This window comes from Sporocytophaga myxococcoides (assembly GCF_000775915.1).
GTDB lineage: Bacteria > Bacteroidota > Bacteroidia > Cytophagales > Cytophagaceae > Sporocytophaga > Sporocytophaga myxococcoides_A.
In genome coordinates this window covers 386167-412063 of sequence record NZ_BBLT01000003.1, presented here as the reverse complement: position 1 = coordinate 412063, position 25897 = coordinate 386167, and the positions used below count along the sequence as shown (strand labels likewise).

Annotated in this window: 19 protein-coding genes; 11 read left to right on the top strand and 8 right to left on the bottom strand. The window is 36.4% G+C overall.

The features are described from left to right. Window positions 1-4: 4 nt before the first annotated feature. Window positions 5-2974, top strand: a complete 2970-nt coding sequence (gene secDF / locus MYP_RS09560; protein ID WP_045462109.1) for a protein translocase subunit SecDF — start codon at window positions 5-7, stop codon at window positions 2972-2974. A gap of 318 nt (window positions 2975-3292) precedes the next feature. On the opposite strand, the gene MYP_RS09555 is transcribed toward secDF, so the two are convergent. From MYP_RS09555 to MYP_RS09545, 3 genes are read right to left on the bottom strand one after another with little or no spacing between them, the layout of a single operon-like run. After that, complete coding sequence (locus MYP_RS09555) at window positions 3293-4990, bottom strand: hypothetical protein (protein ID WP_045462106.1); 1698 nt, start codon at window positions 4988-4990, stop codon at window positions 3293-3295. A 5-nt stretch (window positions 4991-4995) separates the two neighbouring features. Next, entirely contained in the window at window positions 4996-6123 is a 1128-nt protein-coding gene (locus MYP_RS09550; RefSeq protein WP_045462103.1) for a hypothetical protein, read from the bottom strand. Then, window positions 6120-6692, bottom strand: a complete 573-nt coding sequence (locus tag MYP_RS09545) for an RNA polymerase sigma factor (RefSeq protein WP_045462100.1) — start codon at window positions 6690-6692, stop codon at window positions 6120-6122. The genes MYP_RS09550 and MYP_RS09545 overlap by 4 nt, the downstream gene beginning before the upstream one ends. Before the next feature lie 366 nt (window positions 6693-7058). Here MYP_RS09545 and MYP_RS09540 point away from each other — a divergent pair, with 366 nt between their 5' ends. Further along, window positions 7059-7976 carry a type IX secretion system membrane protein PorP/SprF gene (locus MYP_RS09540; protein ID WP_045462097.1) on the top strand — a complete coding sequence of 306 codons (918 nt, stop codon included), beginning with the start codon at window positions 7059-7061 and terminating at the stop codon, window positions 7974-7976. Between the two features lie 89 nt (window positions 7977-8065). Then, window positions 8066-8503: a hypothetical protein gene (locus MYP_RS09535; protein ID WP_045462094.1), complete on the top strand. Its 438-nt coding sequence runs from the start codon at window positions 8066-8068 to the stop codon at window positions 8501-8503. 42 nt (window positions 8504-8545) lie between these two features. Here MYP_RS09535 and MYP_RS09530 read toward each other — a convergent pair whose 3' ends face one another. Beyond that, a complete protein-coding gene (locus MYP_RS09530) occupies window positions 8546-12007 on the bottom strand; it encodes a LamG-like jellyroll fold domain-containing protein (protein WP_045462091.1) in 3462 nt (1153 codons plus the stop codon). Window positions 12008-12387: 380 nt separating this feature from the next. Here MYP_RS09530 and MYP_RS09525 point away from each other — a divergent pair, with 380 nt between their 5' ends. Beyond that, the gene (locus MYP_RS09525) at window positions 12388-13401 is read left to right on the top strand and encodes an NAD(P)-dependent alcohol dehydrogenase (protein WP_231570025.1); all 1014 of its coding nucleotides are present in this window, start codon (window positions 12388-12390) and stop codon (window positions 13399-13401) included. An 80-nt stretch (window positions 13402-13481) separates the two neighbouring features. On the opposite strand, the gene MYP_RS09520 is transcribed toward MYP_RS09525, so the two are convergent. Further along, entirely contained in the window at window positions 13482-13940 is a 459-nt protein-coding gene (locus tag MYP_RS09520) for a hypothetical protein (RefSeq protein WP_045462088.1), read from the bottom strand. A gap of 283 nt (window positions 13941-14223) precedes the next feature. Here MYP_RS09520 and MYP_RS09515 point away from each other — a divergent pair, with 283 nt between their 5' ends. From MYP_RS09515 to MYP_RS09505, 3 genes are all read left to right on the top strand, one after another. Further along, on the top strand, window positions 14224-14820 hold the full coding sequence (locus tag MYP_RS09515; protein ID WP_156140460.1) for a hypothetical protein: 597 nt from the start codon (window positions 14224-14226) through the stop codon (window positions 14818-14820). A gap of 156 nt (window positions 14821-14976) precedes the next feature. Next, the gene (locus MYP_RS09510) at window positions 14977-15360 is read left to right on the top strand and encodes a hypothetical protein (RefSeq protein WP_045462082.1); all 384 of its coding nucleotides are present in this window, start codon (window positions 14977-14979) and stop codon (window positions 15358-15360) included. Between the two features lie 38 nt (window positions 15361-15398). Next, complete coding sequence (locus MYP_RS09505; protein WP_045462080.1) at window positions 15399-15626, top strand: hypothetical protein; 228 nt, start codon at window positions 15399-15401, stop codon at window positions 15624-15626. A gap of 534 nt (window positions 15627-16160) precedes the next feature. Here the strand turns inward: MYP_RS09505 and MYP_RS26735 are convergent. Continuing rightward, entirely contained in the window at window positions 16161-16286 is a 126-nt protein-coding gene (locus tag MYP_RS26735) for a hypothetical protein (protein WP_262506748.1), read from the bottom strand. A gap of 22 nt (window positions 16287-16308) precedes the next feature. On the opposite strand from MYP_RS26735, the gene MYP_RS09500 reads away from it, so the two are divergent. The 4 genes from MYP_RS09500 (at window position 16309) to MYP_RS24910 (ending at window position 22528) form a co-directional block, all read left to right on the top strand. Continuing rightward, window positions 16309-17040 (top strand): T9SS type A sorting domain-containing protein, encoded by a 732-nt coding sequence (locus MYP_RS09500; RefSeq protein WP_156140459.1) that lies wholly within the window; start codon window positions 16309-16311, stop codon window positions 17038-17040. Between the two features lie 418 nt (window positions 17041-17458). Further along, on the top strand, window positions 17459-18364 hold the full coding sequence (locus MYP_RS09495; protein WP_045462075.1) for an NmrA/HSCARG family protein: 906 nt from the start codon (window positions 17459-17461) through the stop codon (window positions 18362-18364). A 98-nt stretch (window positions 18365-18462) separates the two neighbouring features. After that, window positions 18463-19290: a helix-turn-helix domain-containing protein gene (locus MYP_RS09490; protein ID WP_045462072.1), complete on the top strand. Its 828-nt coding sequence runs from the start codon at window positions 18463-18465 to the stop codon at window positions 19288-19290. Between the two features lie 484 nt (window positions 19291-19774). Further along, complete coding sequence (locus tag MYP_RS24910) at window positions 19775-22528, top strand: T9SS type A sorting domain-containing protein (RefSeq protein ID WP_197060046.1); 2754 nt, start codon at window positions 19775-19777, stop codon at window positions 22526-22528. A gap of 277 nt (window positions 22529-22805) precedes the next feature. Here the strand turns inward: MYP_RS24910 and MYP_RS09480 are convergent, their stop codons facing one another. Both MYP_RS09480 and MYP_RS09475 read right to left on the bottom strand, forming a co-directional pair. After that, complete coding sequence (locus MYP_RS09480; RefSeq protein ID WP_045462069.1) at window positions 22806-24587, bottom strand: acyl-CoA dehydrogenase family protein; 1782 nt, start codon at window positions 24585-24587, stop codon at window positions 22806-22808. A gap of 99 nt (window positions 24588-24686) precedes the next feature. Continuing rightward, a complete protein-coding gene (locus MYP_RS09475; protein WP_045462066.1) occupies window positions 24687-25862 on the bottom strand; it encodes an acetyl-CoA C-acyltransferase in 1176 nt (391 codons plus the stop codon). Window positions 25863-25897: the final 35 nt, after the last annotated feature.

Here is a 25897-nt window from a genome sequence, read left to right as displayed (position 1 = left end):
AAAAATGAAGAACAAAAATGTCATTGTCACATTGACAGTCATAATTTCTCTTCTGTGCCTGTACTTTTTATCATTTACTTTCATTGCACAGAGGAAGCAGAACGAGGCAGTAAAATTTGCCACAGAAAAAGATGGCACGGTTAATCTTGAAAAGAAACAGGAATTTCTTGATTCTATTTATGACAAGCCAGTTTACAATCTGTTTGGCATAAAATATACTTACAAAGAAGTTAAAGAGAATGAGCTTGCTCTTGGCCTTGACCTTCAGGGAGGTATGCACGTTACACTTGAGGTTTCACCGGTTGAAATACTTAAGGGGCTCGCAGGAACAAATGCTAAAGATCCTAAATTCCAGGAAGCACTTAAAATAGCAGGAGAAAGATACAAAGGCGGCAAAGATGATTATACAGCTCTTTTCTTCGAAGCTTACAAAGAAATTGCTCCTGATAAAAAACTGAGCGACATATTTGCAAACTCTGCAAATAGTGGAAGAATCACTTACAAAAGCTCTGATTCCGAAGTAAAAAAAGTAATCAACACTGAGGTTGATGATGCAATTGACCGTTCATTTGAAATTCTTAGAAACAGGATTGACAAATTCGGTGTAATTCAGCCAAACATTCAGAGAATTCAAGGAACAGGAAGAATTCAGGTAGAGCTACCAGGTGTTGAAAACCCACAAAGAGTAAGAAACCTTTTACAAGGTGCCGCTTCACTTGAGTTTCTGGAGGTATACCACATGCCGGAAGTAATTCCATATCTTAACCAGATCAATGATTACCTTCTTTTAAAGGAAAAAGATGCTAAAGCGCATAAAGCTTCTGAAAAAACTCCTACTTCTGAAGCCGCTAAAAATCTTCTTACAGATGGGGATTCTACAGCCACTGCTAAAAGCGACACTTCAGTTGAAGCTGACACTACTGCAAAAGCTGACACTACTCAGAAAGCTTCGGCCATTTACAGCCTGTTAAGATCAGGGTATTCTTTGAGATATGAAGTAAAAGATACTGCTAAAATCAACAGAATATTCAGCGATCCAAAAGTGCAAGCGATGATACCGTCCAACATGCGTTTTGTCTGGGAGCAAAAACCATACAGAGACGAGCAAGGTGGGAACACTCTGGAGCTTGTACCTGTAAAGAAAAGCAGAACCGGAAAAGCTGGCTTGACAGGTGAGGTAATTACAGATGCAAGAGCTGACGTTTCAAGTAATGCCAAGAGTTATGAAATCTCTATGAGTATGAATCCTGAGGGAGCAAAAAAATGGAGAAATATTACCAGAGAAGCTTCCAGCGATCCTAAAAATAAGAGAAGAGTCGCAATTGTACTTGATGACTATGTAATCTCTGCTCCTGTAGTACAAGTTGAGATTCCTAACGGACAATCTTCTATCACTGGTGACTTTACAATAGAAGAGGCAAGAGACCTTGCCAGTAAACTAAAAGCGGGTAAACTTCCTGCCCCTGTAAGAATTGCAGAAGAAACAATCGTAGGACCTAGTCTTGGTAAAGAAGCTATTGACTCTGGTTTGAATTCTATGTTAGCAGGTATGATCATAGTAATCCTGTTCATGGTTCTATACTATTCAAATGCCGGTCTTGTAGCAGATATTGCACTTCTTTTCAACTTATTATTTATAGTGGGCGTCATGGCTAATCTAGGAGCCGTTCTGACACTTCCCGGTATTGCAGGTATATTGCTTTCCATAGCTCTTGCCGTGGACGCAAACGTACTTATTAATGAAAGAGTTAAAGAAGACCTAAACGAAGGCAAAAATCTTGAAACTGCTCTAAACAGCGGCTACCGCAATGCGTTCTCTGCTATTATTGACTCGAACGTAACGACTTTGATTAAAGGTTTTGTTCTTCTATACTTTGGAACAAGCCTGATCCTAGGTTTTGCAGTAACGCTTATCATAGGTATTTTCTGTTCACTCTTTACTTCTGTCTTAATCACCAGAGTAATCTTCAATATGAGAAAGAAAGGGGAGTGGAGCTTCTCTAACAAATTCTCAAAAAATCTTTTCAAGACTACTACATTTGACTTTATAGGAAAGAGAAAACTATATTACACTATTTCAGGACTTATCATTGTTGCTGGAATTATTTCAGTTTCAATAAAAGGCTTTAACCTGGGCGTTGACTTTAAAGGAGGAAGGACTTTTATCGTTCAGTTTGAAAAACCTGTAAGTACTGAAGATGTTAAGCAAAACCTTCATGATGCATTTGGCACTTCTCCTGAAGTAAAAACCTATGGCTCCAACAACAAGCTAAAAATCACAACTAGTTACCTGGTAGATGACGATTCTGACGAAGCACCAATCAAAGCTGAGCAAACACTTAATGACGGACTTTCTAAAATCTCCGACAATAAAGCTACAGTGTTAAGCGCTTCGAAAATCGGACCGACCATTGCGGATGACATTAAAACATCGGCCATACTTTCATTAGTGGTTGCTATAGTGCTGATGTTCTTATACATTCTTATCCGTTTCAAAAAATGGCAATTTGCATTTGGAACAGTGGTTAGCTTATTCCATGTGGTACTTGTTGTAATCGCCCTATTCTCTATACTTGATGGCATTGTCCCATTCTCTCTGGAGATTGACCAGACTTTTGTCGCAGCAATTCTTACAGTGATTGGTTACTCTATCAACGACTCTGTCGTTGTATTTGACCGTATTCGTGAGTTCCTTTCAGTGCACAGAGGAGACAAAGCACAATCTCAGGTTATTAACAACGCATTAAATGATACATTGAGCCGTACCATCATCACTGGTATGAGTACTATCTTTGTAATCATTATCCTGTTTATATTCGGTGGCGAGTCTATCAAAGGATTCTCTTTTGCAATGTTGATTGGTGTACTTATCGGTACTTATTCATCACTTTGCATTGGATCTCCAATTCTTGTTGACTTTGCAAGCTGGGAAGATAAAAAAGAGCCTGCGAAAGAAGCTTCTCACGTTTCTTAATTTAGGCTTATATCAACTAAACGAAAAAGGCAGTCCCGAAAGCGACTGCCTTTTTTATTGCTCAATACTATTTAAGACAGTTCACTTAAGCATTATTTTTGGACAACCATAATTCATCATGTCTATAGATTTTCCCGACATTCCCCATGCAGGAAAAAGCTTAGATATCTCCTAGAATCATTCTTACTACCCAAAATCCGGATAGGCCCAACATCCAATTCTTTTTTATAAGCAATAGATTATTATACTGTGAAATGAAGATATAATGGATTATAAACTAAGTGAAGATATATGCAGATAAGGTAATGCAGCAAAAAATCAATTCAACACAAGAATATTTATCTTATCCTTATCATTGATTACAATAATATAGAGGCCTATTGGCACAATTTCTCCTCTGGAATCGGTACCATCCCAAATGCCCGGACCAATAAGTTCTTTAATAAGTTTAAGGCTCTTATCATAGATCTTAATTTTTCCACTTGCCAGAATTGAATAATAATCTCCCATACCGTCACCGTTAGGTGTTATTACATTATCGCAATCTTCAGCATTTGGTATCAGGATATAATTTTTTAATTCAGTAAGACAACTATTCTTATCTTTTATTATCAGATCATAAACACCAGGCTTTAACTCATCAATTTGAGTTGTCGTGTACCAAAGGGACTTCACCCCTTTTGTGACAAGTTGATATTTAAACGGACCGTTTAGTGCGGAGGAATTTAAATTTTCAATAGAGATCACTGCCCCCTCCCTACATGAATTTGAAACAATACTATAATTATATGTTGTGGAAGATGCTCCACATTCAGAAACTTTAAGTGAAACCGTTTTGAAAATAAGTCTTAAGCTTTCAAGCCCAGGAGTTGAGTTGACAACCTCTGCTATATAACTTCCCTCCTGACTCTTTTTGATTGATTTCAACAAAACTGAATTGCTTGTCGTAGTATCAAAAAAGCTTCCATCTTTTTTCCAGAAATATCTACTACTATTTATCTGAGCATCTCTTTTAACGGAAATTCCCACTTCGTCCCCTACTATAGCACTTACATTTGTAAAATCATTTATAGTATCCTGAGGATTAAAAATGAAAACAGAAGCAAATGAAGGATGAGCTACTTGTGGAATAATATCTGAAAAGCTTATATGATTATGATCAAAGGCCGCGACAGTAAGGGATGTTTTAGTGGAAAGATCAGGAATAGATATTAATTTATTACTTGCTGCATTTAATAACATGAGCTTATCCCCTGGAGGCAATACTGGGAGCATTGTCAAACTGTTATTGTAAAGGTATAAACGCTCAAGGTTGATCAGATTTACAAATGAAGGTAATTCTGAGATAAAATTCATTGCCAGATTAATCTCAATAAGATTTGTACTTCTGGATAGATCCGGCACTGATTTAAGATTATTAAATGAACAGTCAAAGATCTTAAGGTTTGGAGAATTCAACACAGATGAAATAGCTTCTATTCTATTTCTATAACAGTAAAAACTTTCCAGATTTACCAGACCTGAAAGGTCCGGCATTAAGACAATTTTATTAATACTACAGTCGAAGTACGTTAAAGACGTTAAGCCGGAAAGATTCGGCAACACCGATAAATTGTTAGACTTAACATCAAATACCTGAAGGTTTTTTAGGTGACTAATTTCCGGAAGCTCTGTAAGACCGCACTCTTCAGCCCACAGATGAGTAAGACCTTTTAATGCATTCAGTGAAGGAAGTTTTTCGAGAGTATTTTTACTGCAGTTAATCTGGAGAAGATTAGTAAAATATTCCAATCCTGAGAGGTCCCTTATTCCCATACCCATGCAGCTGATTGTCCCGGCAAAGGAATTAGCAGAGGCTATTATTAATTGCTTTTGATTATTTAATAAATAAGGGTAATTTTTATCTAAATAATCTCTGAAAGCAGGATCCGGAATAGTAAAATATTGTTGAGCATTTGCCGGATCTTTTGGCAAAAGTACAAGTAAGAAAAACAATATTTGTATTAACTGCTTCAAACTGATTAATAAATTAAAATTTCTCCTCTTACTGTATTCCCATTCTGGTATTCTAAAGAGTAAATATACACACCAGGAGCGGAAATTCCTCCGGACGAAGTATGCCCATCCCAGGTAAACTCCTGTCCTGAAAAAACATTAGCGCTAAAGACCACTATACCTGCACGATTCCAGATAGTTACCCCCCCCTCACCTTCAACTTTCATATTAATGGTTTCACCATATCCTGGATTAAAACTATATGTTTGCTGTGCTTTTCTGCATTCCTTGAGCCCTATTTCCACAAGATCTTTCACATGCATCAGACATCCATTTGCATCTTTAACACTTACAGCATAATTGCCTGAAGGGAGATTTGAAAATATATTTGATGACTGCCACAAGGTATCTGCGGCCTTACTTGATATTCCATAAGACAATGGAGTTAACAGATTCGAAATTTTTCCTACAATCAATCTTCCATCTTTTTTATCAACACATGCAGGCTCAGATTTGACCTTAGCCTGTATTGTTTTTACAGCACAACGAATTTCCACTTCCAGAGGAAGTAATTCAGTTTTATCCTGGTCGTCCTTAACAATTATTGCTGGTTCATTATCAGAGTTAAGTAATGCGTCTACATCAGCAGGTGCTTCTGAATGCTCGCTTTCAGAAAGTTTTGCAATACCTCTTAACTTATTACTATTCCCCTCCACCTTTTTATTTTTTGTTGAAATTGTAACCTCATTCGGAATAGTACCAGCTAACTGGACATCAGAATTTTGATTAGACACTATCTTATCAGAATCTACGACTACTTTATACTGCTTCACTGCTTTATATCCAAGCGCCATATACAGCACGAAAGCTGAAACAATCAGAGCGAATCCTCCAAACAGTAATAATTTTCCCTTACTTAATGAATTTTGATTACTGTTTACCCTCCCGGATAAAAAATCTTCATCCATCATTGACTTCAAAGAATACAGTCGATCGCCGAGAATCAAATCATTGGCAAGCTTCTGATTTTCTACCAAAGTTTTGAATTCAGCATCTTGAGCAAGTCTCAGATTAAAGCTCTCCTTCTCAGATTTAGTAAGAGTATCCGAGAGGTAGCGATCTATAAGTTCTAATGTTTCCTCCCCGATGTTCATGATTTCAAAAGGTCTTTAATTTCTTCATTAGCAGATATCAACTCAAGAAGTTTCTGCTTGCATCTGTAATTCTGTGTTTTGGCTACATTTTCATTCAAAAAGCCCATCTTCTCTGCAATCTCTTTCATATTCAACCTTTCATAAGAAGAATAAGAAAGCAATTCCCTGCATTTTTCCCCAAGCTTTTCGAAGACAGCTTTATATGCCATCCATTTTTCACTCATAATGAGTGTTATAAGAGGATTATTACTTGTTTCTTCAAACTGTTCAAGAAGATCTGCATCTACTTCTCTGTTAAGCTTCCTGATTTTGTTGATCCAGACATTCCTGCTGATTCCCATTATAAAGGCGCTTAAGTCTACTATTCTGTCATATTTATTCTCAATAACATATTTATAGAAGATAATAATAGATTCCTGAAATACATCTTTACAGTCATCTATGCATCCGCTATTGCCGGAAACATACTTTTCCACCTTAGGATAAATTTCCTTGTACATCCACTGCAACACTTCTCTGTCATTACCCTTCCTGATGTTTTCAGCAATATGTTCCAGACTGTATTTCAAGATATTTTATTTTGAAAAGCTTTAATATAACTAGTACAGACAAGCAATTACAAAGTAACACGTAACTCGTCGATTTTATAAGAATGTTGGTTTAGCTAACTCAAACTCAAGCTGCTCTTCACAATCCCATATCTCATTTATTTATCTGATACGTAAACTTTTATTTTTATATTCTCGTCTGTAAAATAAAATGTTTTTATCCTTTACAAAACAAGACTTCCTGATTCTTAAGACGGTACCATCTGCTTAGAACAACCAATAAAAGTCAGGAAAAAGAAGTACTTTAGCGAATTAGACAAATCCAAGAAATAATTTACCATAAAAAAACAATTTGGGAATAAATCAAAACGATAAATTGATATAAGAGTGAGGTTCCTTTTGGTCTACATATCGTTAGTTTTTATCTATTACTCATCTAATGCTCAGGACGCTTACATTTATCCATTAAATTTTCTACGTTTAAAAAATAATTACATTTTTGAAAATCCTGCTGCTTCCACTCTGACAGAAAAGGGAGAGATAAATTTATTTCACAGTGCCTTTTCAGGACTATTAAACAATGTAGGAATAAATTATCTGGATGCCTCTTATAGTTTGGGTAAACCAAATGATACACCTATCCATACCTTCGGAATTACTATTCATTCTGAATATGAAACTGAAATATTAAAAAGAAACCGATTATATCTGCGCTATTGCCGAAGCATACAACTCAGCTCTTCAGTTAAACTGGCAGCTGCGCTTCAGGCAGGTGTTTTTAATTATCTGGTCAAAAGCACTCAAAACAGTTCTGGCAACTCCTCTGCAATTCCCGATGCATCTGTAGGTCTGTGGCTTGCCGGAAGAAAGTTTAACATCGGGATATCAGGCGTTCAGTTACTCGCTTCAGAAATAGAACCGGTATATAGAACTTATGCATTGGGCAGATACTTAAATCTGTTTATGGATTACAGAAAAGAAATCTCTGCCAATACAGACTTGGTTCTGGGAATGAAACTTTATAAAGGAAAAGGTTATTATGAAGGCTTATGGATTTCGGGAACATTGGAGTTTATGGATAATTTCAGTGCAGGTTTTAACTATATATGGAAAAATGGCCCAGTAATTTCTTTGGGAATAATAAAGTTCAACTTTTTAAAAATCCGTAATGATTTATACTTTTCATATTTTCACCCGACAAGCACGAACCATCTTGCAAATACAGGCAGATATGAGGTCAGCATCCATATTTATCCCTTTAACGTAGGAGAAAAAGATCAGCCTCATGATGAGGACATAGAATAATCCTGGACCTTTAACATTGCTGTGCAAGTTTAAAAAAAAGGAGTAGTTTGCATTTTCAAAAAGATATTTTAAAACTTAAATAAGATCATATGTTGGACCAAATCATTCAACTTGGCAAAAACCACCTTTCGGATACATTGATGAACAAAGAAAAATTGACTAGCAAGCAGGTAAATGACACATTTGATCTTGCCAAAGGTTCGTTCTTTGATACTTTAAAAGACCAGGCACTATCCGGTAACCTTTCTCAAATAAAAGACCTGTTTAATGGTAATAGCTCTGCAGGAGGATCTCTTTCTACATTGGCCTCTAATAAACTTGCAGAACAGCTCTCCTCAAGATTGAATATGTCTCAGACACAAGCTCGTTCAATAGCAAATATTGTTATTCCTGCACTGATCAGTAAATTCAGCAGTAAGGAAACTGGAACAGCAAACAGCAGTGAGGACCTCTTGAAACTATTCGGTATAAATGCTGGTAATATGCTTGGTGGCTTAAGTTCTAAGCTAGGTGGATTTTTCAGCTAAAAAAATTTGCGGATAGGTAAAACTTACCTCTCCGCAAACCTCTTAATGGCTTTTAATTACTTTTGAATACTCAATCTCTTCTCCACAAACAACTTTAATCAGGTACATACCTATAATTAGGTCAGGATTACACACAATCATTTCATTATTGCTGATACCCAACTTTTGATAAACAAGTTTTCCTGTTATGTCAAAAAGATACAAATCAGACATATCAACTGAGGGATTATTAATATATACACCAAACTCTTTCATAAATGGATTCGGGTAAACTGCTATTGCCAAACCCTCTGAATGTAAAGAATCCTGAGATAAAAGACTCACCCTGTCATTGGCATTACAGTTATTTGAGCTTCTTTTAGGATCTGTTGTACTTTCCTCTGAGAGAAATTGGCCCAAGTATCCAGGATTATCATTTGAACTTTGATCGATAAGTGTTTGACCATTTTTTTCTCTGAACCTCCAATAACCGACAAGCCCTTCAGTAGATGAAGAAAATATCACCCCCAGATCCCGCAAAATTTCTACGCCAGTCCTTGCTACATTCCAAAGCTTTACTTCCCTTACATAACCGTTTGCAGGAATGCTTTGTCCAGCATCACAACCAATCAATACAGAGGTTAAAGAACTTAATATATTTTGCCCCGAAACATATTTGGAATATCCTATTATGTTTCCATCCAGATAAAACCTTATCACGAAACCCGATCCTGATTTAGTTGCGCTAACAGCTATGGAATAGCACTTTCCAGCATAAAAATTTACATTCACATTATTTTTCTTTGCGACTTCACTTAAAACGGTTTTACCACCGACAATTAATCCAAGACGGTTTTCATCAGCTACAAAAAAACGAACACCATTTGTAGTGTCTTTTTCATAAATAACAGTTTTTGATCCATACATAGGATTTAAAAGTTTCATTTCAGCTTCTATTGAGAAGCCAGCCTGAAAATTATAAGAGGAATTATGGGGAATTGTCAAAACATCAAGCTTTCCTTCAGGAGCCGAATTAAAAGTCACCCCGTATAAGTTCTCAACTTTTCCAGGTCCTGATTCCCGGACAGGATCATCAACGCTCACATTTTCATTTTCACCTAACCACCCATGATTTTCATAAGGGCTATCACTTATAGCATATTGGCTTCCATTACACTCATTAAAATTCCAGGAACCAATTAATCCAACTGTAGAATAAGTAAAGCTCTTTTCCAGATTATTAGTAAGCTGCATTTCTGATCTTGCTACATTCCAAAAACGCAAATAATCCATACTACCAGTAAAAGAAGACACCCCGACACCAGCCGCTGGATCATACCCAATGTAAAGATTACTGGAAGCAGCAGATAAATTAATATTATAAACCTTTACCCCTACGGCATATCCATCAAGATAGAACGTAAATCTATTTCCTCCACTTCTGGTCAAAGCCACGTGATACCAAACTCCATCTCCACGCAATTCGGACAAACTTATGGTATTGCTTTCAAGGTATATACTATTGCCCATTACATCATAAAAACTGAACACAAGTTTTCTTGTCAGATAGTTATAGCCAAACATGTATCCGTTGCTAGTATTTCCGAAAGCTTTAGTTGATAATATTTCTAAAACTCCATTATCTATTGAAGCTACATTCAACTTTATCCTTGCCTCAATAGTAAAATCAAAATCTCCAGGATTAAAAAATGCAGCATTTGAAACAGAAACTCTTTGAGGAGCCGCAAACCTAAGAGCTCCTGTACCAATAAATGTGACGGAGCTATCAGCACCTGTCCTGAAAAAACCAGAGCTATTGAATGCTTCAATTCTTACCCTGTAATTGTTGCCATGGGGAATATTAGGAGGCAAAATAGCCACGATTTCTCCAGGTAATGTACCCGTTGAACCCAAAACAATTTTCTGAGGGCCAAAATAGCCATCAGGTCCCGAAAGAACAGCATTATAAGTAACATCCGGCGGGAGTCCCACACTTGACCCATTCACATTAATAACAAATGTATCACCCAAACATTTGTTATCAATAATTATTGGTTCAATTGAAAGCAAAAACTCAGTAACAAATTCATATGCCCCTATATCAAATGATGTCCCCTGCCCTGTCCGAACAATCCCCTTTATATCTTCTGCTAGACCATAAGATGAAACTATATTTGTTCCTTTATCAATAGCAAGACTACTATTGGATGTAAGGCTAAAATCTTTATTCAATGGATCCTGGAAATTAAAAGCAGTGATTAGGTTATTTACATTAGCCTGTTCAACAGATGTTATTAACGATCCTCCCTTTTTAACAAGAGAATAACCTGAGGGTATACTTGCCCCTAAATTGTTATAAACATAGGCATTAATCTTATTGGTAGCAGTGCCCACTTCCTGAATCTTTATACCATCATGAGATGGGTTAATAATAGTATTATTCAGCACATAAAAAGGTTTTGCTTTAGACTCAGCATTATTTGATCCAATATATATACCATTGTCCTTGGCATTAACAACAACATTGTTATAGATATAAATATTTCCAAGGCCCACACAAACAATTCCATTCTGAGTATAGCTATCTTCAGGATAGGCATAAATAAAATTATTATAACAGCGACCTGAAAATCCGGATCCAAGCTGTATTCCATTATTCTGAAATTGCGCAAAAGTCTGAAGCCTTCTTCCAAAACCATCAATCCGATTATTGAATACATATCCTCTTCCTGATGAAGTAGCTCCAACCTGAATTGCTTCCGCACCAGCGTTTACAATAATATTGTCGTAAACAAAAACACTATCCAGGCTATGCTGTGTATTTCCAGGCATCCAGTTAGTATTTCCTATATACATACCCTCTGCTTCAGTATTGTATATATAATTATCATGAATAAAAATGGCTTTCATTACAAAAGCCGAAGGATTGTTATTACCACCTGAAATTCCCAGCAATGCATTGTCTGTCTTAGCCATCAGACCACAAAAACCGGAGTTTCTAATTTCAACATGATCCACTTCCACATTTGTAGTCGTATCACCTAATACAAGCGATATATGTGCTCCATTAAGCACAATACCATATTGATCAGAAGACCCTGTACCCGTTAACTTTAAATTTTCACTGTTAAAAAATTTAAACGCATACCCATAAGTCAAAGGAATATTAAATACAACCTGAGCAGAACAATTTTTGAAAACATAAGGTGCATTAATACCTCCATCTGTTGAACCATTGAAATTCCTGATCATTAATGGAACTATTCTGTTTCCTGACTGGAAACAAATAGTGCGTTTATTTTTGGGGAGTGCTGTAACAGAAAGAGTGTTCCTGTCAATTATAGTTGAACCTAAAGGGATAGTATAATCGCACCCACAAGACTGAGCAAAAAGACCTCTGCAATAAGTCATTAATACCACTAATAAAAGGCACGATATACTCCTGGGAAAAGAACCTGGTTTTGCCATAATTTTCTTTTCATTCAGATATCTTTTCCAATAATCAAAAGTACTGTTTGTATTCATAGCCTTTAAATAGTTAATGATCAGATTTAAAAGGATTAAGAATTAAAAATGTTTAAATCCCAAAAACAAATCTCACTAACTTTCGATATCTGATCTTTCTATACCGATAGACTTAAAAGTTTCCGATTTTAAATTTATTACTTGCTCTGATACCAAGGCCTAGGTCTCTTTCTAAAATAAATAAGTCATTTCATAAGCAAGTCTAATCTTAAAAAAAATCATTATATTAATTTCTGATTACAAATGAAGAATTATAAAAAACTGTAATGAAGACATCCCAAAGTATTCCAACAGGAAATGAACTATAATGGAGCATCTTTGGAAATAAAAAAATATAGTTTTGTTCCTACAATAAATATCGGTTTTAGTTTCTAAACAAAATGTCCGATATTACATTAATTGCACCTAATATCAATATAAAAATGAAAGCAGCATATTATACACAATATGGTAGTCCGGACAATTTTTCTATAAAGGAAGTAGACACTCCTTTTCCTGGTGAAAATGATTTGCTGGTTGAAGTACATGCCACAACTGTAAACAGAACTGACTGCGCCATACTAAAAGGCTCCTTGTTGATGCGCCTATTCACCGGCTTATTTAAGCCAAAGAAATCCATACCGGGAACAGACTTTGCAGGAAAGGTTATAAGTACGGGGAAGAATGTTACCCAATTTAAAAAGGGAGACCGAGTATTTGGCTTTGATGATATGGGACTTTTGTCTCATGCACAGTTTATGGCTGTCAATAGCAATAAAGCAATTTCGCATATTCCTGAAGGCTTATCCTATGAAGAAGCAGTGGCTTCTCTTGAGACTGTCCACTATGCAGTAAACTTTATAAATAAAATCAAAACACATCCCGGCCAAAAGGTATTAATCAATGGAGCCACAGGCGGAATAGGTTCTGTGCTTGTCCAACTGTCAAAATTTTATGAATTGAATGTAACTGCAACCTGTCAAACTCAACATATCGACCTTGTGAAGAGTCTAGGAGCTAGCAAAGTAATTGTTTACACAAAAGAGGATTTTCTTAACACTGAAGAAAAATTTGATTTTGTATTTGATGCTGTCGGAAAGAGCACCTTTGGGAAATGCAAAAGCATATTAAAAGATGGGGGCATATATATATCTTCAGAGCTTGGCCCCAATGCAGAGAACCCATTCCTTGCGCTTATCACAAAATTTACAGGAAGTAAAAAAGTTATATTCCCAATTCCCTTTGATCCTAAGTCCAGCATCAAATTCATCCTTGATTTGATTGCTATAGGAAAGTTCAAGCCAGTGATAGACCAGAGCTATACTCATGATGAAATACAGGAAGCATTCAGGTATGTAGCTTCCGGACAAAAAGTGGGGAATGTAATACTATCGATTTATGAGAGTACTAACTAAAGGTAATTAAAATCAATTAACATAATTGCCCTTCGCTGAGGCTAATAATATAGTTAAAAGGTGAATATTGTGAAAAATATTTATACCCCATTACTTCTTATTTCCTCAATAATCAATTCCAAATTTTCAATATAGCCATCATCCTTCAAGTCTCTTTCGCTATTATATTTTCTTGCTTCTGAAAATATTGTTTCCATATTTAATTCTAGAGACATCAAAACATCTGTCCAAAAATTTTTTCGCTCCAGATCGGTATGACATGGACCATCTCTGGAATCTTTGAACCTGGATGGATCGATCACAAATAGATCATCATACTCAATACCAAGCGTTCTGGCCTTGCTTTCAACTTTATCTCTTTCTTCCCAATTGTCAAACCAATGTTCTCCAAAATCATTATCCATGCAAAAATATCTACCGATCCAAACAACTTCATTCCACTCTCTTAGTCCCAACCTGCCTGATATTTCTTTATAAAGCGGATCGATAACAAAAGAATCTATTTCAGGTAAATAGTTGAAAATTTTCACTTTTTTCATATGAAGCTATTTATAGATTTATTTATCCAATACACTCCCGTTAAAATCCTGTCTTTTTCTCAATTAAAAATTTCCCAAAAGAAAACTTTAACTACAGACACTTTAATTTGCCTCACATAGTATTCACTCCTTCAGTAGAAACACATACAAGTTCGTTTTCATTCTCAGAAAAATGATTGCTATCTGATGCTCAGGAAATATATAAACTTTTGAACGTGGCTATATACAATTTGTTTTGTATTAGAGGATTTTACATTAAACCTTTAATGTATTAATGGTAAAAGTGGATATATTAAAATCAGGAGATAACAGTGAATTTGATAAAAAAGATCTGAATGAAATGGAAAGACACATTACTACTCCCAGAGATGTAAATGCATATAAAGGGAAAAATGATAAACATAAAGAATCTAAAGAACTAACTACAAACATTAAGAATTCCAATAAGGAAAGTAAAGATATCGAAGTAGAAAAATCGGTAAAGGAGCTCCCCGATATTGTAATCGATATCCCGGAACTAAAATTAGAACAAGTCAATATCCAGGCTAAAAATCTTCAAGCTGAAGTTTCCATGAATACAAGCTTAAAGGAAATGGTAAATATGAATTTTGGAGTAGAGGCCCAAATTGGTTCACTTCATATTAAAATAGATAAAGCCAGAACCGAGGCACATCTTAGATTTCGACTTAAACGAGTAAGAGGGATATTAAACAAGACTGTTCAGACTTTAGTCAAGAACATTGGAACTTTAAAAACTCATCTTGTTGATCAATCTTCAGATAAACCATTAAGTAGATTGGATGGCGAGGAATTAAACAAAAAAGAAATAGAAGAAGCCATTCAATCACGTGTTACAAAATCATTTAAAAAAGATGAATAATATGGAAGAAATGAATTTAAATGACAATAAAGGAAGCACATTAGTAGATATAATTAAACCGACCTGCTGAGGGATCACACAAGTATTCGGAACATAATGGCGGTTTCCCAGAATTGAACCATTAAGAATTTACTGAGACTGTTTAAAGATTAGAAAATGTCAAACGATAAGCCAAATACTAAATCAACAGAAAGCACAGAACAGGAAGAAGCCACTCATGTTCAAGCTGATACTGACAATAATACAGATGTAATTCTGGAAGTACCATCTATTAAAGCTGAATCTGTCAACATGGATGCAGAAAATTTAAAATTTTCCATATCAGTCAAAGCACAGCTCTCTAATTTCTCAAACATTGAAATTGGAACGGACATACATGTTGAAAAAATAAAACTGGATATAAATTCCCTTGAAGCTGAAGCACTCTTTACTGCAAAACTGAAAAAAATCGAAACAATCTTTATTAAAGCTCTAGAATCAATTGACAAAAATCCGGATATAGCAAATTGTAATAATAACTCAGAGGGAGACGAAGAATAAAATCTAAATAACAAATGAAAAATTAAAGAATCTGACTTATGAACAAATACAATGATTCTGATATATTAATATATGCAAAGGCTAAAATGAAGTACGTCAATGTTATCAAATCAAGTGAGGTAGTAGTTGATCAATTCAGTAATGTCAGACATGAAAAAGAAAATAAAAACATAAGAATTAATGCCCCTGCCGAATTGGAAGAGGGAGAGGAATATAAAGACACAGTTGTCGGAACTATCAGAGGAGTATCTATTAAAAATGATTGACGATACTAAGTTCGGAAATTTCTGAAAAGTTACATTAAGATCGAACTTTATTCTAACACCTTTACTTGAAATTCCCTGGAAACTAATTTAATAAATAAATTATACAACTAATAATAATATCAGCTATAAACCAAGATTTCAACTTTTATGCTAAAAGTCCATACGTTAAAATTTTACTATTGCAATGTCAGGTAAACAAATCGGATCGGTTCCCGTCCTTTAAACACATCGGTGCAATGAAAACTTTACGAGGTTATTGCAAATATATCTATCTAATAATCAACAAATACCGCAACAACAAAGTGTAAAGCAAACTTTAACATTTACCCTCACCGAATTTTTCATTAACTTGTATAAAAATTAAACTAAAACATTTTCTACGAAAAAAATTTTTACTGTTTTCTCAATCATGTTATCTGTTTATGCTGCCCAAGCACAACCAGAACTTAACTCTTTTAGTAGCATTAAGGCCGGCCAAACGGTAAAAGCATAAGTTAAACAAGTCGACGTATCTCCAGGTAATGCAGGAGCTAATCAACTCTGGGATTTTTCGAATATAACCTTTGAAGGCACCCCAACTGAAACCAAGGTTGTAAGTCCATCAAGTACGTCATATGCATCGTCTTTTCCAACAGCGACCCATGCGGAAACAGGTGACAATGTGAATTATATATATTATAAAATGACTGACAAAGAGCAGACACTGCTTGGTCAACGTATAACCTCCACTCAAGGATCTGCAACGGTAGTATACACCAACCCATTGACCATTGCAAAGCTACCTTTAGCTTACAATGGAACAACTTCAGATGACTACAATGCAAATTATGTTGCAAGCGGTCTTCCTATGACCCTATCAGGAAGTGTATCCACAACATACGATGGTTATGGAACGTTAAAAACCCAGTTCGGAACTTATAATAATGTTGTTCGTTTAAAAGCCACCAAAATTGACAACAGTGAATTTTCCGGAGCGACTACAATATTAAAATCTGTTTCTTATGCCTATTACATACCAGGTTACACCACCTCGCTTTTTGCTATTACAGAAATAACTACTTCCATAAAAATGGAAGGGATGGGTGAGGTAAAAATGGGCACTACAAAAGCTGCATACTTGTATGATCCATCATTCCTTACTTCCAATAAAAATGCTTATCTGCAAGATTTGAAATTATCTGTTAGTCCTAATCCTGCCTCTGACATTATTTCTCTAGACTTTCAAGATCTTTCATCTGATCATTATAAAATCAGAGTTACAGAACAAGACGGTTCAACAGTGTTAGAAGACAATATTTTTGCATCAAAAGGAGAAAGTCATAGTATTAATCTCTCTGAACTAAAAAGTGGTCTTTACTTCCTGGAAGTTTATTCTTCAAATGGAAAAACTGTGAAGAAAATTGTAAAAATGTAAGTTTGACTTATTTTCACATGAGAAAAAGCCTGTTACAAAAATGTAACCGGCTTTTTTTATTTAAAGGCTAAGGTGATTTAATTTTGATGTAGTCTAAATGATTTATCATGCCATTCATAATTTTCTTCATAATATGAATTTAGTTTTTTACAAACCTTCTTACTGATTATAAAAAAAGAATGAACAGACAAGGGATTATGCAGTGTTCTGTTTTGGTTAATTCCCTTAAGTATCTTAATTGTTAGGTATCTTTCGGTCAATATTTTTTTAGATACTCCCCAATACCAGCATTATGACTAAACTAGATGTGAGCTTCTGGATAAAGTAGAAAGAGCCACCCGGAAAACCTTCATCTTATTGACAGCATTAACTTTGTATCCGCAAACCCAAAATTATTAACATTTAAAACTAAAAAGATATGGCTGAAAAATTATTTCCAAATATACTTGTTATTGGTGGTACAGGCACTCAGGGAGGCAATGCTGCAAGAGAGCTTTTAAAACATGGGCATCGCGTCAGGGTTCTGGCAAGAAATCCGGAATCACTGGCAGCGAAACGATTAGAACAACTAGGAGCGGAAATTGTACAAGGTGACCTTCGAGAGCAAGCCACACTTGTTTCTGCGATGAAAGATGTTACTGCTTTATTCTCCGCTCAATATTCAGACCCTAATGATACGTCCATCGAGCTTCGTAATGCTTATAACATGGTACATGTCGCTAAAGAAACAGGAGTCCGACAAATCATACACACTTCAGTGATAGGCAGTAATATTTTCCCGAGATGGAAGAAATCTCCTTTACTTTCTAACCTTTGGGAAATCAAATATGAGGTGGAGGAGTATATTAGGCAGGGAGGTTTTCAATATTGGACTATCTTACATCCAAGTTTTTTTATGGAAAATTTTGCTGAACCGCTCTCAAAATATATGGCTCCTGAATTAAAACAGGGTAAGCTCTTTGGCGTATTACATCCGGAAACTCCTATAAAACTGAACTGTGGTGAAGACACCGCCAGATTTGCAAGGGGAGGATTTGAAAACCCTGGAAAGTTTAATGCAAAAGACATTAACATCGCCTCAGAGGAACTTTCTATGGATCAGGTAGCCACTCAATTAAGCGAAAAGCTGGGAAGAAAAATTACCTATGAAGAAGTAACTGTGGAAGAAGGAGTAAAACGGGGACTTTGGGAAGGTACAGCTCAATCACATCATTGGATGAATGAAGTTCCCGGATTCGGATTTGATTTGAATGAAACCTTATCCTTTGATATTCCTCTGAAATCTTTTGAACAATGGATCACAGAAAACAAAAGCTCAATATAAACCATCATTGACAGGGAAAACATTAGCATAACAAATTGGACAACCTACCAAAAGATAAGTCAGATTTTGTAGTAAGTTTAGGTCACTAGACCGACACGATGTTAAGACCATCAAAAAAGGAAGATATTTTATTCAGGCATAATGAGAGAGAGACTTTGTACTATCTTACAAACCCTCTCTCCTGTATGCCTCATATACAAAAAGATCATATTCTGGCATACGTCTATTCCGGGGAGTTATGGATTCAGGAAGGAGACAAAAATCTTATTGCAGGACCTCAAAGTACTGTATTCATAAGGAGGAATCATCTCATCAGATTTTTGATCAAAAATGGACAAGACGAAAAGATTCAGATTGCCCTCTTGGTACTGAACAGAAATGTCCTGATACATTTTTACCAGCAATTGAATAAAGCGATTCTTCCAGAAACTAATGAGGGCTTTAAAGTTAGTTTCCTGACAATCCCTTCAGAGGCAGAGACAGAAAGTTTTTTTCTTTCTTTAATTCCCTACATCAATTCATCCAGACAACCAATTGATAAGATAATGGAATTAAAGCTTACAGAGGCAATTCACATACTGCTACATAGTGATAAGCGTGTTGCCTCTACCTTATTTGATTTTGCAGAGCCCTGGAAACTTGACATACTTGACTTCATGAATAATAATTTTATGTATGATCTTTCTATAAAGGAAATTGCACTTTACACTGGTCGAAGTGTTGCCACCTTTAAAAGAGATTTCAAAAAGATCAGTGAACTCTCACCCCAAAAATGGATCATTAAAAAGAGGCTTGAATATGCACAGCAAAAGTTAAAAGAAGGCAAGAAGGTTTCCGATATCTATTTAGACCTTGGGTTTATAAGTCTCTCGCACTTTTCAACCGCATATAAGAGAGAATATGGAATTGCGCCGACGAGGGGGTGAAGGGAAAACCAGCAATTGAGCGAGTTTTCTAAATACTTTACTCACTGCTTTATATTTAGATCAGGCTCGCTTTTTTGTTAACTCTAAACACTACAACAAACATTATTATATCATTACTTATAATATTTCAAAGAAAGCCCGCTCTACAAAAATTGATTATTCATAAAATTCTACTCTTTAGTATTTTTTCATGTATTACCACCTTGATATCCTTTACAATTATTCTGAAAATTTCGCCATCTGAATGTATCTTATTCTTATCTCCTTTTTTGTTCACTTTAACATTTTACAATTCAAAGCCATCGAACTAATTTAAAAACCAGCCATCACCCATAAACAAAAGCATTAATAGTTAACGGATTACACTATAACATTCACCCCATGCTATAGTTATAGTGCAGATCTTAAACCTTTAACTAATCTATAATTTATACAAGTGAATACAAATTATATGCTTATTCAAACAACTCAAAACTATATGGAAATGAAAAAACTTACCCTTTCGGTCAGCATGTTACTGTGCCTGATTTTTTTCTCAGGTAATGTTCAAGCTCAGGTACCATGTCTTTCTGCAAATTCCCAAACTAATTCAGTAAGTGGAATTTGTTTCGGTTGCTCTGTTACAAACCCTGGAAACGCTGTAGACAATAGCACAACATCGTTTTCAGTTTTAACCAACATGTCTCCTCAATTAGGAAATACAGAGCAGAAAGTTAGATTTCCTGTAACAGGTCAGGCTGTAGATAGTATCAGAATATTGATCTCCTTCTCAAGTCAAATTTCAAATGTAGCATTCATTTCAAATGTTTTTGTCGCAACCTATATTGGTAACACATATAACAACGACCAGGTAGCTATTACCTCTGCAAATGCTAACTTAAGAATATTGATCCCAAGCCCCAACTTCCCCCCTCCTGACTTACGATTTGCTATTGTTACCATTAAAGCGAGTCAAGCCTTTGACAGAGCACAAATAATGATTAAACCAGGGACTGATCTTCAGACTCAGCATGTAAATGTACACTATGCCTATATAGTAGTACCTTCACCCACTGTAGCTGCCAAAGTAATCAACCTTTGCGGATATGGTAAAAATGCTACCTTAAAGGCAACCAATCCTACTGGTGTAACATTTAAATGGTACCTGCAACCAACAGGAGGTCTGACTGTCCACACAGGAAGCTCATACTATTTAAGTTCTGTTACTCAATCAAAAACTTATTATGTTGAATCTACAAAATACGGATGTGCAAACTCACCTAGGACGCCGGTATCTGTTAACGTTTCTAACATTCCTGATGCGCCGGTATGCAAAGGAGATTACATATGCAGTGGAGAAAGTGCAACTATCTACGCTTCATCTCCAGGTTCTGCCATCAACTGGTATACGCAATCCACTGGAGGAATAGCACTAGGCAGTAACAGTCCCTATACTACGATACCATTAACCTATAACAAAATTTACTATGCAGAAGCGATAAACAGAGTAGGATGCAAAAGCCAGGATAGATCTCCAGCACCCGTAACAATATTGAAAAAGGGGCAGCCCATTATGAAATGGTCTCATGGTCTCGCCAACAAGCAAGCGATTAAACCATTAATAACTAATGATGGCTATATAGTCGGTATAAATTATAACGGAAACATTGAGCTGATAAAATATGATACCGATGGCAACCAACTATGGTTGAGAATTTATGGAGGATCTCAGGACGACAAAATTTCATATCTGATTCAGGCTGTAGATGGAGGAATTATAATAGCAGGCACTACAAAGTCGAGCGATGGGGACATTACCGATGGAAATAATGGAGAATATGATATTTTCCTCTTGAAAGTAGATGATAATGGTAATCAACAATGGAATAAAACCTATGGTGGTAGCAAAAATGAAGAGCTAATTGATATTATTGTAACTCCGGAAAATAATTATCTCATTGGAAGCAACACATTTTCTAACAATGGAGATGTGACAGATGGAAATAATGGAGCAAGCGATTATTGGCTCTTGGAAATCGACGCATTTGGCAATAAGATTTGGAATAAAACATTTGGAGGATCAAATGATGACAAACTTGTTAAGGTGTGTTCAGTGCCTAATGGCGGATATATTGCAGCTGGAAATTCAATTTCAACTAATGGAGACATAACAGATCATAAAGGGGCTGAAGATTTTTGGATAGTTAAAACGAACAATTCAGGGACTAAACAATGGGCCAAATCTCTTGGAGGAAGTAAGGAGGAAGAATTAACCAATGTGCTAATAATGGCCGACGGCACTTATCTCCTTGGTGGCATGACCCAGTCAAGCAATGGAGATATATTGAATTACCATGGTGTTCAGGACTGCTTTGTCGCAAAACTAGATAAGTCAGGAAATAAAATCTGGGCTAAAGCATATGGCGGAAGTGACGTTGAATTCTCCTACTCAAAGGTAATCTTATTACCAGCCGCAAGTGGAGGTTTCACTATGGCAACCGTCTCCAGTTCTGATGACGGTGACATAAATGCTTCAAATAGTTTTGAAGGGCTTTGGATATTTAGAGCAAATAGTCTGGGGATTATAACGTCTTCACGAGTATATGCTTCCGCCGTGATTAGTGGTGACATATTAAATATTTCAGGCGGAGGACTGTTAGTTGGTGTGGCAACCAGAGAAAACATCACCGATGTTACTACACCACCACATGGACCCGAATTTCTTTTTTATGACCATTGGATCTTCCAAACAGATCAATACGGAAACATCGTGTGGGATGGGACATACGGTTCTTCCTATGAAGATTTTTTCGGTACCATACAAACAACTCCTGACGGAGGAATATTGCTAACAGGTACTGGCGGGCGATTTGATGGAGATATAAACGGGCCCGCAGGTTTTGGAGGTGCTTGGATATATAAGCTAAAAGACGATGCCGGTTGCGGCAGTTTCAGAACAACAAGCTCCTTTGAAAGCAACGATGTTATGGATGCCACAAATACTGCTCCATCTCTTAATATTGCCTATCCTAATCCATTTTCAGATAAACTGAATTTAAAAGTAAATCTTGAGGCAGAAGCAACCGTAGCTGTTAAGATTTATAACGAGCAAGGGCTTGAAGTCAGCAGCTTCAATGGTAACTATGGAAAAGGGGATAATGAAATCAACATGAACACATCTGAATTGAAGGCTGGACTATATTTATGCAAAATAGTTCATAGTGATAAAACTTATAGTTTGAAACTGGTGAAATATTAAATTCAAACAACAGAGAATATTTCCGGCTTTTGCTTACAACAAGGCCGGATTATTCTTTGAGAGGATGCTCAATTAGCTTTGTGACATATATTCGGAAAAGTTTACCAACCAGGTATCTATCACTCAAAGAAAGAAAAGAATTAACAGGATAAAACGATTGTCAGGGAAGATACTTCATTGGCTTATGAAACATAAATAAAGCCCCTTCCATTTAATCAGAAAAGGCTGCCCTCCTGGAGAACAGCCTTTCTTTTACTTATTATTGCGTATGAAAAAATCAGAAAGGATATTGGTTTGACTCAATCAGATATGCAGCCAGTCTTCTTCTTGCATCTTTGGTATTGTATGGATTCACTTTCGTAAATCTCTTCAAGCCCATCAGCATCATTCTTTGCATATCACCTTCAGACATTGCGTTGATAGCATTTTTACCTGCTATGTTTACTTTGTCTGCAGCATCATTCAGATATATCTTAGCGATTTCGAGTGCATGTTTTGCTGCCTCTTCACCTTTAATGTTTTTCAGCTTTTCAGCTCTCAATAAAGTTGATTCTGCTATATAAATAAGGATTGCTATATCTGCAAGGTTCATTACAATTTCCTGCTCATAAGCAAGCTTGTCCATATATTTCTGAGCAGCTGCTCCAGCAATCATCAGCAATGCTTTTTTGAAATTTTTGATAGTTTTTTTCTCAGCAGCAAGGAAACCATCATCATCGTTTCCGAACTCAGGAATTCCTGTCAGTTCTTTCTGAACAGCCATTGCAGGTCCCATCAGATCAATTTCGCCTTTCATAGCTTTCTTCATGAACATATCAAGCGTAAGCAATCTGTTGATCTCGTTGGTTCCTTCAAAGATCCTGTTAATCCTTGAATCTCTGTAAGCTCTGTCCATCGGATAATCCGCTGAGAATCCGTATCCACCAAATATCTGTACACCTTCATCTGCTACGTAATCTAAGGCTTCAGAACCGGCTACTTTAAGAATAGCACATTCAATGGCAAACTCCTGAGCAGCTCCAAGCAATGCTTCTTCTTCAGACTTACCCTCACTCATGAGCTTCTCTTCTGCAGCATTAATATCCGCTCCTGCCCTGTACATTGCAGACTCTACTGCGAATATTTGTACTGCTTGTTCAGCCAGTTTATGCTGAATAGCACCGAAATTTGCAATCGGTTGTTTAAACTGAACTCTTTCCTTTGCATACTGAATAGAAAGAGTACTGGTTCTCTTAGAAGCGCCAATAGCTGCACCAGCCAACTTAATACGACCAATGTTCAGGATATTGAAAGCAATCAGGTGACCTTTACCGATCTGACCAAGGACATTTTCTGCAGGCACTTTGCAATCGTTAAAGAACACCTGACGCGTACTTGATCCTTTGATACCCATTTTATGCTCTTCATTCCCAAGCGTTACTCCCGGACCTTTCTCTACAATAAAACCTGTAAATTTATCCCCATCAATCTGAGCAAACACAATAAACACATCTGCAAAACCGGCATTGGTGATCCACATTTTCTGACCATTGATGATATAATGTTTTCCATCCGGAGTCAACTCAGCTTTTGTCTTTGCAGCAAGAGCATCTGATCCTGAACCTGGCTCAGTCAAACAATAACTGGCTTTAAGCTCACCTGTAGCAAGTTTCGGAAGATACTTTTGCTTTTGAGCATCTGTTCCGAAATATAAAATAGGTAAAGTACCGATTCCTGTATGTGCAGCTAGTGCTACTGCAAATGAATGCCCTCCACCAACAACTTCTGTCATCAAAAGAGAAGTATTAAAATCTTTTCCGAAGCCATTGTATTTTTCAGGAATGGAAGTTCCCAGCAAACCCAGCTCACCTGCTTTTACAAGAAGAGACTCCATTAGTCCTGGCTCCTGAACATCGATTTTATCGAGGAAAGGAAGTACCTCAGTTCTCAAAAAATCTTTTGCCATGTCGGCAATCATCTTTTGCTCTTCATTAAACTCTTCAGGGATGAATATGCTATCGGCATCAGTTTCTTTAACAATGAACTCGCCTCCTTTGATTTTCTTAGTTAGTGTCGTCATTTTCTTAATAGTTAATATTTGTATTAAGTCTTAGGTTTAAAAATATTCTATCAGGACTTCATCCTAAGTCCTCCTCTTTAAGAGAAGGACTATATTTTTTTACAGCATCTCGAATATGCCGGCAGCACCCTGGCCTGTTCCGACACACATGGTAACCATGCCGTATTTTTTATTTCTTCTTTTCAATTCATTGAAGATCTGAACAGATAGTTTTGCTCCTGTGCATCCCAGAGGGTGACCTAAAGCTATAGCTCCACCGTTGACATTTACTTTGTCCGGATTAAGTCCTGTTTCTCTGATTACAGCAAGAGATTGGCTTGCAAAAGCTTCGTTCAATTCAACAAGATCAATATCATCAAGCTTCATACCTGCCATTTTCACTGCCTTTGGTATGGCATCGATCGGACCGATACCCATAATTCTTGGTTCTACACCTGCTGTAGCATAAGATACCATTCTAGCAATTGGTTTTACATTCAGCTCTTTCACCATTTTTTCAGACATAAGCAATACAAAGGCTGCTCCGTCTGAAGTCTGAGAAGAGTTACCTGCAGTAACCGATCCGTTTGCAGCAAATACAGGTTTTAGTTTATTCAGAGAAGCTATGTTTGTATCAGCCCTCGGACCTTCGTCATTGGCAACTACATATTCTCTGGTCTTTTTCTTTTCGTTCTCGTCAAGGTAAGTTTCCTTCACAGTAATGGGAACGATATCATCTTTAAACAAACCGTTCTTGATAGCATTTAATGCTTTCATGTGAGATTGAAAAGCAAAGGCATCCTGATCTTCTCGTGAGACTTTATACTGATCTGCAACAGCTTCAGCAGTTAATCCCATTCCCCAGTAGTAATCTGCATGCTCTTTTGTTAATTCGTAGTTTGGAACAATTTTCCAACCACCGAAAGGAATAGGACTCATACATTCAGCGCCACCGGCAATGATACAATCTGCCATGCCTGCACTAATTTTAGCATGAGCGATTGCAATGGTCTCAAGACCCGAAGCACAGTATCTGTTTACAGTCATACCTGGAACCTTTACTGTGTTTAACCCCATCAGAGAAATCATTCTTCCGATATTCAATCCCTGCTCAGCCTCTGGTGTTGCATTACCAACAATCACATCATCTATTCTTTCCTTGTCAAGACTGGGAACAGAATTAACGAGGTGTTTTATTACTTCTGTTGCAAGATCATCGGGACGAAAAAATCTGAACACCCCTCTCGGAGCTTTCCCTACTGCTGATCTGTAACCTGCTACTATATATGTATTCATAGTCATTGGATTTAAAGTTTAAGAAATTTCATTAA

Bases quoted from the DNA above. Each gene is read 5' to 3' on its own strand.
- MYP_RS09550 (WP_045462103.1), bottom strand. From the start codon at position 6,123: ATGAACATCGGGGAGGAAACATTAGAACTTATAGATCGCTACCTCTCG.
- MYP_RS09525 (WP_231570025.1), top strand. From the start codon at position 12,388: ATGTCCGATATTACATTAATTGCACCTAATATCAATATAAAAATGAAA.
- MYP_RS09520 (WP_045462088.1), bottom strand. From the start codon at position 13,940: ATGAAAAAAGTGAAAATTTTCAACTATTTACCTGAAATAGATTCTTTT.
- MYP_RS09480 (WP_045462069.1), bottom strand. From the start codon at position 24,587: ATGACGACACTAACTAAGAAAATCAAAGGAGGCGAGTTCATTGTTAAA.
- MYP_RS09505 (WP_045462080.1), top strand. From the start codon at position 15,399: ATGAACAAATACAATGATTCTGATATATTAATATATGCAAAGGCTAAA.
- MYP_RS09475 (WP_045462066.1), bottom strand. From the start codon at position 25,862: ATGAATACATATATAGTAGCAGGTTACAGATCAGCAGTAGGGAAAGCT.
- MYP_RS09490 (WP_045462072.1), top strand. From the start codon at position 18,463: ATGTTAAGACCATCAAAAAAGGAAGATATTTTATTCAGGCATAATGAG.
- MYP_RS09495 (WP_045462075.1), top strand. From the start codon at position 17,459: ATGGCTGAAAAATTATTTCCAAATATACTTGTTATTGGTGGTACAGGC.
- MYP_RS24910 (WP_197060046.1), top strand. From the start codon at position 19,775: ATGAAAAAACTTACCCTTTCGGTCAGCATGTTACTGTGCCTGATTTTT.
- secDF (WP_045462109.1), top strand. From the start codon at position 5: ATGAAGAACAAAAATGTCATTGTCACATTGACAGTCATAATTTCTCTT.
- MYP_RS09535 (WP_045462094.1), top strand. From the start codon at position 8,066: ATGTTGGACCAAATCATTCAACTTGGCAAAAACCACCTTTCGGATACA.
- MYP_RS09510 (WP_045462082.1), top strand. From the start codon at position 14,977: ATGTCAAACGATAAGCCAAATACTAAATCAACAGAAAGCACAGAACAG.
- MYP_RS09500 (WP_156140459.1), top strand. From the start codon at position 16,309: ATGACTGACAAAGAGCAGACACTGCTTGGTCAACGTATAACCTCCACT.
- MYP_RS09530 (WP_045462091.1), bottom strand. From the start codon at position 12,007: ATGAATACAAACAGTACTTTTGATTATTGGAAAAGATATCTGAATGAA.